The organism is Phyllobacterium sp. P5_D12 (genome assembly GCF_054049495.1).
Genome location: NZ_JBFUMG010000116.1, coordinates 1 through 10,692 on the forward strand (window position 1 = coordinate 1; position 10,692 = coordinate 10,692).

At 54.3% G+C, this 10,692-nt stretch carries 13 protein-coding genes; 5 read left to right on the top strand and 8 right to left on the bottom strand.

The genetic code is table 11. From position 1 onward, the window contains the following. The 4 genes from pth to ACXJ5O_RS10295 form a co-directional block, all read left to right on the top strand. On the top strand, window positions 1-675 hold a 675-nt coding region (pth, locus tag ACXJ5O_RS10280; RefSeq protein WP_457299806.1), incomplete at its 5' end, for an aminoacyl-tRNA hydrolase. A 12-nt stretch (window positions 676-687) separates the two neighbouring features. Beyond that, window positions 688-1,791 carry a redox-regulated ATPase YchF gene (ychF, locus tag ACXJ5O_RS10285; RefSeq protein ID WP_457299807.1) on the top strand — a complete coding sequence of 368 codons (1,104 nt, stop codon included), beginning with the start codon at window positions 688-690 and terminating at the stop codon, window positions 1,789-1,791. Between the two features lie 14 nt (window positions 1,792-1,805). After that, entirely contained in the window at window positions 1,806-2,273 is a 468-nt protein-coding gene (locus tag ACXJ5O_RS10290; protein ID WP_114430382.1) for a MaoC family dehydratase, read from the top strand. Continuing rightward, entirely contained in the window at window positions 2,270-2,740 is a 471-nt protein-coding gene (locus ACXJ5O_RS10295; protein WP_457299808.1) for a MaoC family dehydratase, read from the top strand. Before ACXJ5O_RS10290 ends, ACXJ5O_RS10295 begins: the two co-directional genes overlap by 4 nt. Before the next feature lie 2 nt (window positions 2,741-2,742). On the opposite strand, the gene ACXJ5O_RS10300 is transcribed toward ACXJ5O_RS10295, so the two are convergent. The 5 genes from ACXJ5O_RS10300 to ACXJ5O_RS10320 form a co-directional block, all read right to left on the bottom strand. Further along, the gene (locus ACXJ5O_RS10300) at window positions 2,743-3,288 is read right to left on the bottom strand and encodes an adenine phosphoribosyltransferase (RefSeq protein WP_457299809.1); all 546 of its coding nucleotides are present in this window, start codon (window positions 3,286-3,288) and stop codon (window positions 2,743-2,745) included. Between the two features lie 102 nt (window positions 3,289-3,390). Further along, window positions 3,391-4,254 (bottom strand): cytochrome c1, encoded by an 864-nt coding sequence (locus tag ACXJ5O_RS10305; protein ID WP_457299810.1) that lies wholly within the window; start codon window positions 4,252-4,254, stop codon window positions 3,391-3,393. Window positions 4,255-4,274: 20 nt separating this feature from the next. Then, window positions 4,275-5,573, bottom strand: a complete 1,299-nt coding sequence (locus ACXJ5O_RS10310; protein WP_271894991.1) for a cytochrome b — start codon at window positions 5,571-5,573, stop codon at window positions 4,275-4,277. Between the two features lie 21 nt (window positions 5,574-5,594). Then, on the bottom strand, window positions 5,595-6,158 hold the full coding sequence (petA, locus tag ACXJ5O_RS10315) for a ubiquinol-cytochrome c reductase iron-sulfur subunit (protein ID WP_457299811.1): 564 nt from the start codon (window positions 6,156-6,158) through the stop codon (window positions 5,595-5,597). A gap of 289 nt (window positions 6,159-6,447) precedes the next feature. Then, window positions 6,448-8,295 carry an ABC transporter ATP-binding protein gene (locus ACXJ5O_RS10320; protein WP_457299812.1) on the bottom strand — a complete coding sequence of 616 codons (1,848 nt, stop codon included), beginning with the start codon at window positions 8,293-8,295 and terminating at the stop codon, window positions 6,448-6,450. 36 nt (window positions 8,296-8,331) lie between these two features. On the opposite strand from ACXJ5O_RS10320, the gene ACXJ5O_RS10325 reads away from it, so the two are divergent. Next, on the top strand, window positions 8,332-8,826 hold the full coding sequence (locus ACXJ5O_RS10325; RefSeq protein WP_457299813.1) for a tRNA (cytidine(34)-2'-O)-methyltransferase: 495 nt from the start codon (window positions 8,332-8,334) through the stop codon (window positions 8,824-8,826). A 45-nt stretch (window positions 8,827-8,871) separates the two neighbouring features. On the opposite strand, the gene ACXJ5O_RS10330 is transcribed toward ACXJ5O_RS10325, so the two are convergent. The 3 genes from ACXJ5O_RS10330 to ACXJ5O_RS10340 all read right to left on the bottom strand — a co-directional run. After that, window positions 8,872-9,975 (bottom strand): ABC transporter substrate-binding protein, encoded by a 1,104-nt coding sequence (locus ACXJ5O_RS10330; RefSeq protein ID WP_457299814.1) that lies wholly within the window; start codon window positions 9,973-9,975, stop codon window positions 8,872-8,874. A 221-nt stretch (window positions 9,976-10,196) separates the two neighbouring features. Further along, a complete protein-coding gene (locus ACXJ5O_RS10335) occupies window positions 10,197-10,469 on the bottom strand; it encodes a hypothetical protein (protein ID WP_112530662.1) in 273 nt (90 codons plus the stop codon). A 26-nt stretch (window positions 10,470-10,495) separates the two neighbouring features. Next, window positions 10,496-10,692, bottom strand: a 197-nt coding sequence (locus ACXJ5O_RS10340) for a hypothetical protein (protein WP_457299815.1), incomplete at its 5' end; no start/stop codon positions are given.

The window sequence follows — 10,692 nt, forward strand, 5'->3', positions numbered from 1 at the left end:
CGGCATAACATTGGTTTTATGGCGGCGGATGAAATACACCGCCGCCATAGTTTTTCTCCTTGGACCAAGAAGTTTCAGGCATTGATCGCCGATGGCATCATCGAAGGCGAAAAGACTATCCTGATCAAACCCCAGACATTCATGAACTTGTCCGGCCAAGCCGTCGGCGAAGCGATGCGTTTCTACAAACTGGCTTTAAGCGATCTCGTCGTCATCTATGACGAGCTTGATCTGACCGCCGGCAAGGTACGTGTGAAGACCGGTGGCGGCTCAGGTGGTCACAATGGTATCAAGTCCATTGACGCACATTGTGGCAAGGATTATCGCCGCGTGCGCCTTGGTATTGGTCATCCCGGCATTAAAGAAATGGTCAGCAATCATGTACTCGGCAACTTTGCCAAAGCGGACAGTGAATGGGTCGAACCATTGCTCGACGCGATTGCAACGAATGCAGGGCTACTCGCCAAAAAGGACGACGCCGGTTTTATGAACCGCGTTTCTCTGGCTCTCGGCGGAGGGAGCAAGATTGAGCGGGAAACTGGGGAAAAGCCGGTTGCAAAATCCGTCGGCCAAAGTCATATCCGGCAAGCTCGCCAGCAAAAGCCTGCTGTGAACATTCCAAAATCTGGCCCCATGGCGGATATGCTGAACAAGCTCTTCGGCAAAAAAGAATAAGGATAGCGAATTATGGGTTTCAAATGCGGCATTGTTGGTCTGCCTAATGTCGGCAAGTCGACGCTTTTCAACGCGCTGACCAAGACAGCAGCTGCCCAGGCTGCGAACTATCCGTTCTGCACAATCGAGCCCAACACGGGCGAAGTTGCAGTACCCGATCCGCGCCTGCAGGCAATCGCCAAAATCGGTAAATCGGCAAATATCGTGCCGACTCGCATCAGCTTCGTTGACATTGCTGGCCTCGTGCGTGGTGCGTCGAAGGGCGAAGGTCTTGGTAACCAGTTCTTGGCAAATATTCGCGAGGTCGACGCAATCGTCCATGTGCTGCGGTGTTTCGAGGACGACGACATCACCCACGTTGAGGGACGGATCGATCCTGTGTCCGATGCCGAGACGGTTGAGACAGAGCTGATGCTTTCGGACCTCGAAAGCCTTGAGCGTCGTATCGTTCAGTTCCGCAAGCGAGCGAGCAGCAAGGACAAGGAGGCACTGACCGTTCTGCCGGTAATGGAGCAGGCGCTGGCGCTCTTGCAGGAAGGCCAGCCGGTTCGTTTTATGTTGAACGGTATTGCCTCAGAAGATTTGGTTATTCTACAAGGACTGAATCTCCTGACATCAAAGCCGGTACTCTATGTCTGCAATGTTAGCGAAGAAGATGCAGCCACTGGCAATGAGTATACCGAAGCCGTCGAGGAGATGGCGACGGGCCAAGGCGCTGAGACGGTTACTATTTCTGCCGCCATAGAAGCGGAAGTAGCGCAATTGCCGGAGGAGGAAGCGAAGGAATATCTGGACGCCATGAACCTTGATGAGCCAGGCCTCGACCGTCTCATACAGGCCGGATACAAACTCCTTCACCTCATCACCTATTTCACCGTCGGGCCGAAGGAAGCCCGTGCATGGACGGTTCACCGCGGCTCGAAAGCACCGCAGGCGGCCGGTGTCATCCATACGGATTTCGAGCGGGGCTTCATTCGCGCCCAGACGATCGCCTATAGTGATTTTGTATCCCTTGGGGGCGAGGTCCCGGCAAAGGAAGCSGGCAAGGCACGCGATGAGGGCAAGGAATATATCGTGCAAGACGGCGATATCATGCTGTTCAGGTTCAATACATAAACTTCAGGTAGAACATGAGCGAATACTCTCCCCGATACGCCTATGAGGATTTCACGATTGGCAGCGAATGGCCACTTGGATCAAAAATCGTAACGGCAGAGGAAATTATCGAATTCGCCAGCCAGTTCGACCCGCAGCCTTTTCACCTCGACGAGGCAGCAGGCAAGGCTAGCATCCTTGGGGGCTTGGCTGCATCTGGCTGGCATACCGTCTCGATGTTCATGCGTATGCTGTGCGACGCATATCTTCTCGATTCCACATCGCAAGGCGCTCCAGGAATTGACTATGTGAAGTGGACGCAGCCGGTTCTAGCTGGCGACACACTGACTGGAAAGACTACCATTCTCGACCGGCGAGTATCGAATTCGAAGCCCTCTTTAGGCTTCGTCAAGCTACACCATTCGGTCTTCAACCAGGATGGTCTGGTTGTTTGCGAGCTGGAACATACCGCAATGTTCTCTCTAAGGGAGCCGGCCAAATGAACAGGATAGAACAGTTGGCAGGCGTCGAACGCGACCTAGGGACTTATACGTTCGAGGCGGATGAAATCATTTCATTCGCGACCAAATATGATCCCCAGCGTTTCCACGTTGATCCGGAAGCTGCCAAGAAAAGCAACTTTGGTGGGCTCTGCGCTTCTGGTTGGCATACTACCGCCGTTTGGATGCGGTTGAACGTCAAGGACATCATGAGCGAGGTTAAATCGGCAATCGCGCGCGGCGAACAGCCCCCACAATTTGGCCCGTCGCCTGGTTTTGAGAACCTTAAATGGCTGAAGCCGGTCTATGCCGGAGACACGATCCGCTTCACACGAACAATCAACAGTACTCGCGCTCTGAAATCGCGTCCCGGCTGGTCGATGATGCAGATGTCGTCCGCCGCCTATAACCAGGCGGGCGATAAAGTGCTCGAATTCGACAGCGCTGCGCTCATAGCCCTGCCTGAATAGCTTCAGTGCCCTTCGAAGGCGATCAATGTCCTGACGTTGACGCCAAGAGCTTCGAGCTTCCTGCGCCCGCCGAGATCCGGCAAATCGATGATGAAACAGGCGCCGACAATATCAGCGCCCATTTGCTGCAATAGCTTCACAGCGGCTTCAGCAGTACCGCCGGTGGCAATCAGATCATCAACGAGTATGACCTTATCACCCGGAACCATCGCGTCGCGATGCATCTCCATCTCATCGACCCCATATTCGAGGCTATAAGCGATACGTACTGTGTCATGCGGCAGCTTACCCTTCTTACGAATCGGCACGAAGCCGGAAGAAAGCTGGTGTGCCATGGCGCCGCCGATAATGAAGCCTCGCGCCTCGATGCCAGCCACCTGGTCGACCTTGCCACCTGCATAGGGATGGACAAGTTCATCCACAGCCCGCCGGAAGGCACGCGCATTGCCAAGCAATGTGGTGATATCGCGGAACATCACCCCTGGCTYCGGATAGTCAGGAATGTTGCGGATGGCCTCGACCAGCGTCTGCTTCAATGTTGAATCCATCRTGTATTCCTCCTGCTGTCCGCAGCGTGCAGACAATCTACCGCCCCGCACTCAAAAGAAAAGGGCGCAGCGCGCCCTTTCAGAATCCGTGATCTTCATCGCTCAATGTTCGACGTCGGCCCAAATCCTGCGTTTTGCCACGTAGACCAGACCGGCGAAGAGAACGAGGAAGACCATGACGCGGAAACCGGTCTTCTTGCGCTCTTCAAGATGCGGTTCTGCTGCCCACATCAGGAACGCGGAAATATCCTGCGAGTACTGAGACAGAGTCTGCGGCGAACCGTCATCGTAAGTCACCTGGCCGTCCTGCAGCGGCGGCGCCATTGCAAGCGACTTTGCGGAAATGAAGTATGGGTTGTAGTGCGTGCCTTCTGGGATTTGCATACCCTCCGGCGGCGTTTCGCCAAACCCGGTAAGCAGCGCATGGATATAATCCGGGCCACCTTCCTGATACTGAGTGGCGATATCGAATACGAAGCGAGGGAAGCCGCGTTCCACGGCACGCGCCTTGGCAATCAGCGAGAAATCGGGTGGTGCAGCACCATTATTGGCTGCGGCGGCTGCCTGCGCATTTGGAAACGGCGACGGGAAGTAATCGGACGGCAATGCCTTGCGGGTGAACATCTCACCTTCAGCATTAGGGCCATCCTGCACTTCGTATTCTGCGGCGAACGCCTTTACCTGTGCTTCCGTATAGCCAAGTTCTTCCAGCGAGCGGAATGCGACCAAGTGCATGGAATGGCAAGCTGAACACACTTCCTTGTAGATTTTCAGACCGCGCTGCAGCTGCTGCTTGTCATAGTGACCAAACGGACCGGCGAAGGACCAGTTTACCTCGGCTGGCTCCTTGATCGGAAAGTGCGTTGGCTCAGCAGCATTGTGGGCTTCTTCGGCGGCATTGGCGGTACCGAATGCGAGCATGGTACCAATGCCGGCAGCTGCGAGACCGAGGAGGATTTTTTTCATGTTTGAGCCCTTCACGATTCTCAAGCCCTAGTTTCCGGAGCGGCAGCGACACCAGCCAGCTGGCCGCCACTCTTGGTTTTCGCAAGCACAGCTTCAGTGATCGAATTCGGTAACCGGCGCGGCGTCTCGATCAGACCAAGCAACGGCATGATGACGATGAAGAAGCCGAAGTAATAAGCCGTTCCGAACTGCGAGAACAGCGTGTACAAGCCTTCAGCCGGGCGCGATCCGAGCCAGCCAAGCATGATTGCGTTGGCAATGAAGAGCCAAAAGAAGAGCTTGTACCACGGACGGTAGACAGCCGAACGGACCTTCGATGTATCGAGCCACGGTACAATGAACAGGATGGCGATCGAGCCAAACATTGTCAAAACGCCACCGAGCTTGGAATTGATCGGTCCAATGTTGAAGGTGATGGCCCGCAGCATCGCGTAGAATGGCAGGAAGTACCATTCCGGAACAATATGGGCCGGCGTCTTCAACGAGTCGGCCTGAATGTAATTGTCCGGGTGGCCCATAAAATTCGGCAGATAGAAGACGAAATAGGCGAAGAGGATAAGGAACAACACCAGTCCGAATGCATCCTTGACCGTCGCATAGGGAGTGAAGGCAACTGTATCTGTCTTCGATTTGACTTCGATACCAGTCGGATTCGTTTGTCCGGAAACATGCAATGCCCAAACGTGCAGCACAACGACGCCTGCAATCATGAACGGCAATAGATAGTGCAGTGAGTAGAAACGATTGAGTGTGGGATTGTCGACGGCAAAACCACCGAGCAGCAGCTGCTGGATCGGGTCGCCAATGATGGGGAATGCCGTGAAGAACCCCGTAATAACGGTAGCACCCCAGAAGGACATCTGTCCCCATGGCAACACGTATCCCATGAAGGCGGTCGCCATCATCAAGAGAAGAATGATTACGCCGAGAATCCACAGAAGCTCGCGTGGCGCTTTGTAGGAGCCATAGTAAAGCCCGCGGAATATATGCACGTAGACGGCGAGGAAGAACATCGATGCGCCGTTCGAGTGCAGATAGCGCAGGAGCCAGCCGGAATTGACGTCGCGCATGATTTTTTCAACGGAGTTGAAGGCGAGGCCTGTGTCGGCAGCGTAGTGCATAGCCAGAACAACACCGGTCAGGATTTGCGAAACCAGCATGATCGCCAGTATGCCGCCAAACGCATAGGCGTAGTTCAGATTGCGTGGCACCGGATAGGCGACGAAAGAATCATAGACCAAACGCGGCAATGGTAGTCGCGCGTCGATCCATTTTTCGATGCCAGTGCTCGGCGTATAGGATGAATGTCCACCGCTCATGTCGTATCTCCCCGTGGAACCTTAGCCGATCTTGATGACGGTGTCGGAAGTGAAAGTAAGTGGTGGGATAGGTAGATTTTCCGGCGCTGGACCTGAACGAATGCGTCCGGCAGTGTCGTATTGCGAACCATGACAAGGGCAGAACCAGCCACCGAATTCGCCTTGCTGACCAAGCGGAATGCAGCCGAGGTGAGTGCAAACGCCAATCATCACCAGCCAGTTTTCCTTGTCCTTGGCCGCTGCACGATCTGCGTCGGTCGCCTGGGCGTCGCTCGGCAAATTGGCATTGCGTGCAATCGGATCCTTGAGCTGACCCATTTGAACGTTCTTGGCGTCTTCGATTTCTTTCGGCGTCCGGTTGCGAATGAAAACCGGTTTGCCACGCCATTTGACCGTCAGAGACATGCCTGGCTGAACAGCCGAAACATCAACTTCAATGGACGAGACTGCCAGCGTCGATGCGTCCGGTCTCATCTGATCAATAAAGGGCCAAGCAAAGGCGCCTGCACCGACCACACCGGCCATACCTGTCGCAATAAAGAGGAAGTCACGCCGTGTCGGCTCGGTCGTATCGTGTGCGCTCACGGGGCCTGTTCCTTTCCGAATAACAACGCAGCGGGAGAGTCCACATTGTCAGCACAATAGAAGACTGGCCCAAGAGCTGAGCCATGAGGAATCCCCAACATATGGCGTGGTTTCTAAGCATGTCGCTTGAGCTTGTCCAGTGAGACAGCGTCACAAGGGCAGGATGTCGCAGGGATAGACCTTGATCCTGTTCATACCCTGCAAAAACTCCGATTGCCTCGTTCAAGCCCGGCGTAAATGCTGGCGGCCATGATGAGATCGCCTTTGGCCGATTTTGTCTTCGATCGTATTATTCCGCAGCTTCCTGATCGTCGAGACCAAGGAAGCCGCCAGACTGACGTGCCCACAATCCGGCATAGATACCGTCGGCCGCAATCAGCTGTTCATGACTGCCGCTTTCGACAATTTGTCCCTTGTCCAAGACGATAAGCCGGTCGAGCGCCGCAATGGTCGACAGCCGGTGCGCGATGGCGATAACCGTCTTCCCCTGCATCAGCCGATAGAGGTTGTCCTGTATCGCTGCTTCCACTTCTGAATCGAGCGCCGAAGTCGCTTCGTCCATGATGAGGATAGGAGCATCTTTCAGCATCACACGTGCAATGGCGATACGCTGGCGTTGCCCGCCAGAAAGCTTGACCCCGCGCTCGCCGACATGGGCGTCGAAACCGCGCCGGCCTTTGGGGTCCGATAGGTCGTCGATGAAGCTGTCGGCTTGAGCATTTCTCACGGCCTGCAGCATCATCTCTTCCGACGCATCGGGACGTCCGTAAAGCACGTTGTCCCGAACCGAGCGATGTAAAAGCGATGTGTCCTGCGTCACCATCCCGATTTGTGCACGTAAGGAGTCTTGCGAGACTTTGGATATATCTTGACCATCGATAAGTATCCGGCCGCTTTCGAGGTCGTAAAATCGCAAGAGCAAATTGACGAGTGTCGATTTGCCGGCTCCGGATCGTCCAACAAGGCCGATCTTTTCGCCGGGACGTATATCCAAAGATAGACGATCTATAATGCCTGCGCCTTTTCCGTAGTGGAAGCCGATCGAATCGAAGCTGATCGCCCCTGCAGTGACTTCGAGCTCTGGCGCGTTGGGGACATCGGGTACAAGTCGCGGCAAGGAAATGGACGTGATGCCGTCTTCGACGGTACCGATATTTTCGAACAGCGCTGACATTTCCCACATGATCCACTGCGACATGCCGTTAAGGCGGAGCACAAGGCCAATGCCCACCGCTACAGCACCGACGGAGATCGCCGATCCGAGCCAAAGCCAGATGGCAATTGCGCCTACCGAGAAAAGCAGCAGGCAATTCATTGCATAGAGCGAAAAGTGAAAACTGGTTACCAGCCGCATCTGCCCGTGGACAGTGTTTAAAAAGTTTTCCAATCCTTCACGCGCATAACTCTCCTCGCGTTTTGAATGCGAGAACAGCTTTACCGTAGCGATATTCGTGTAGCTGTCGACGATCCGTCCGGTCATCGTCGAGCGTGCATCAGCCTGTCGCTCGGAAATCACGCGGATTTTCGGAATGAAATAGCGAAGCAGTCCGACATAAATAACGAGCCAGACAAGGAAAGGCAGCATGAGACGCAAATCCGCTGCTGCCGCGATGATCAATGTTCCGGTGAAATAGACGATGACATAATTCAGCACGTCAAGCAGCTTCATTACCGTTTCGCGCACGGCAAGCGAGGTCTGCATAAGCTTGGTGGAAACCCGCCCGGCAAACTCATCCTGGAAGAAAGTCATCGATTGGCGAATGAGGTAGCGATGCACCATCCAGCGGATGCGCATGGGATAATTACCAAGCAAAGTCTGATGGATGATGAGCGAATCCACGAGTACGATGCCTGGCATGATGATCAACACGACACCGGCAATCAGCGCCAGTTTCCACCCTGCGTCGGAAAGGAAGGTTTCACGCGAATGATTGGACAGCCAGTCGACGATATTGCCCATGAAGGCGAACATGGACACTTCGAGCACAGCGATTAGCGCTGTGCAAACAGCCATAGCGGCAATCCATGGCCAGGCGCCTTGGGTATAATGCAGGCAAAACGCGACGAGCGATTTCGGCGGCTCAGCCGGTTCAGCCGTCGGAAATGGTTCGAGCCTCTCTTCAAACCAGCGAAACATTGTTAAACCTCATTGATCGTCATTCAGCGCCGACTCATGGAAGGCATTTCGTTGACCGAACCATATACCGACTTACGCATTGCACTCTACCAGCCAGATATTCCTGKCAATGCTGGAACTATTCTGCGTATGGCAGCGTGTTTTGGCGTTGGCGTTGATATCATCGAGCCTGCCGGATTCGATATTTCCGATCGCGCGCTGAAACGCGCCGGAATGGATTACCTCGAACAAGCCACCCTGACACGTCATGCCAATTGGACGCAGTTTCAGGAATGGCGGCTTCGTGAAAAACGCCGGGTTCTRCTTTTCTCGACCAAGGCGGCTGAGCCTTATACTGGTTTCAAGTTTACACCCGGTGATATTCTGATGTTCGGTCGCGAATCTGCCGGTGTTCCCGATGAGGTTCATCAGGCGGCCGACGCCAGACTCATCATTCCAATGGTGTCTGGCGCCCGCTCGCTCAATCTGGCGCTCTCCGCAGCCATCGCAACCGCTGAAGCGCAACGACAGTTTTCATTGCTCCGCTTATAGTCCGCCGGCCAACTCGGCCGGCGGATTAGCTGTCAACCGCTCTTGTCAGTCGATCTGGGTGGCCTTGCCGCCTTCCCATTTGTAGAAGACGAAAGCGGGCGTGTTCAGATCTCCGGTGCTGGAATAGCTGAGATCGCCTGCCACCGTTGGGAACGCGTCACCCGATTTGATCTTTGCTGCAACCTCGGATGGTTCAGCAGAGCCAGCCTTTTCAATCCCCCCGGCGATCACTTGCAACGCAGCGTAAGCGTTGAGCGTGAATGCTTCAGCTGGAATGTTTTTGGCCTGAAGTGCTTCCACAACCTTTGTCGCGGCAGGATTCTTGGTCGGATCGGCACTGTTGGTGAACAGTGTGCCCGCTGCTGCGTCGCCGCCAATTGCCCAATATTCTGTGTTCGACAAGCCATCGGGACCGATGATCTGGGCCTTGATTCCCTGATCATTCAATTGGCGGGCGATAAGACCACCCTCGGCATGATAACCGCCGAAGTAGATCACGTCGGCTTTTTCAGACTTGATGCGTGTGATGAGCGCGCTGTAGTCCTTTTCGCCGGCATTGATACCTTCGAAAACGACTTCGGTAACACCGCCCTTGTTGAGTACAGCCTTCAGACCGTTGGCAATACCGGTACCATAGGGCGTTTTGTCATAGACGATCGCGATGCGCTTGTCCTTGAACTTGTCGAGCATGTACTTGCCCGCAACATCAGCCTGCTGGTCATCACGGCCGCAGGTGCGAAACACCGTTTCGAGACCGCGTGTCGTGAGATCTGGCGTGGTGGCCGTAGGCGTCACCATGACGATACCGTTTTCGGCCAGAACATCCGATACAGGCATGGCGACGCCGGACGTCACCGGACCCACGACGAACTTGATGCCCTCACCAACGACCTGGTTGGCAACCGATACACCCTGCTTGGGTTCGCCTGCATCGTCGAAGATCTTCGTTACAATCTTTTCGCCCTTGATGCCGCCCGCCGCGTTGATGGCTTCGGCAGCGCTTTCGACGCCATTCTTTACCTGCAAACCATAAGCCGCGACGGGGCCGGTCACAGGTGCGATAATTCCGACGACGATGTCGGCTTTGGCAAACGACGTCATCGCCATAACAGCGGCCAACGCCACGCCAGAGATCAACGATAAGCGCATTATTTCCTCCTTGGATTTTCTTATGCGTCCGGAACGTTCTCCGGTGCTGGCAGAGTTCTACTGTCTTTGGAAATGGCTGTCAGCTGCGATCACTCGAAATTCCGCATAAATGGAAGAAAATCTGAAGAATTTTCCAAAATTGGAGTCGTTTTCGGCCGAAACAATCAAATATTTGAAAAAGAACATCAATTTTATTGTTGAATCGAGGATTTTTCCTATTTTCAATCCGCGTTCGGCAAGCGGCGCATCGTGAATTCTATGATATCGCCAGGACGCTCGTACCAGCTTTCAATTTCGGTCCAATAAGCTGCTTTCGGATACTGCTCGAACCATTCACGTGCCTTTTCGCGCGCTGCAAGACGCGGCAGTTTAAAGCTCTCGCGAACAAATGCACCGCGTTGCTGGCTGGGAGCTTCGCGGCTTTCCTTAAGTCTCTTTCGCAAACCGTCAAGCGGCGGTTTTGGATATTGCGATCGGGGCGCTTTGGAGACCATCTCGTATCCCTCACTGAACCCTACAATCATAAGAGTAGGTGCAGCAAAGCCGGAAAACGAGTCATTTTTTTATGGATAGGCTGAATGAACTGCAGCAACTTCCTTTTGGCTTCAAGCTGATGTGATAATGTCCAGGCGAAAAAGGATTCTTTGCCATGGATCGTCCAGATATCCCCGCCGTACTTCCCGAAGCGCTCGATGAAAAGAAAGCTGAGGCTACCGC

Excerpts from the sequence above, each read along its gene's own strand:
- ACXJ5O_RS10290 (WP_114430382.1), top strand. The coding sequence starts at position 1,806 with ATGAGCGAATACTCTCCCCGATACGCCTATGAGGATTTCACGATTGGC.
- ACXJ5O_RS10330 (WP_457299814.1), bottom strand. The coding sequence starts at position 9,975 with ATGCGCTTATCGTTGATCTCTGGCGTGGCGTTGGCCGCTGTTATGGCG.
- ACXJ5O_RS10320 (WP_457299812.1), bottom strand. The coding sequence starts at position 8,295 with ATGTTTCGCTGGTTTGAAGAGAGGCTCGAACCATTTCCGACGGCTGAA.
- ACXJ5O_RS10335 (WP_112530662.1), bottom strand. The coding sequence starts at position 10,469 with ATGGTCTCCAAAGCGCCCCGATCGCAATATCCAAAACCGCCGCTTGAC.
- ACXJ5O_RS10305 (WP_457299810.1), bottom strand. The coding sequence starts at position 4,254 with ATGAAAAAAATCCTCCTCGGTCTCGCAGCTGCCGGCATTGGTACCATG.
- ACXJ5O_RS10310 (WP_271894991.1), bottom strand. The coding sequence starts at position 5,573 with ATGAGCGGTGGACATTCATCCTATACGCCGAGCACTGGCATCGAAAAA.
- ACXJ5O_RS10295 (WP_457299808.1), top strand. The coding sequence starts at position 2,270 with ATGAACAGGATAGAACAGTTGGCAGGCGTCGAACGCGACCTAGGGACT.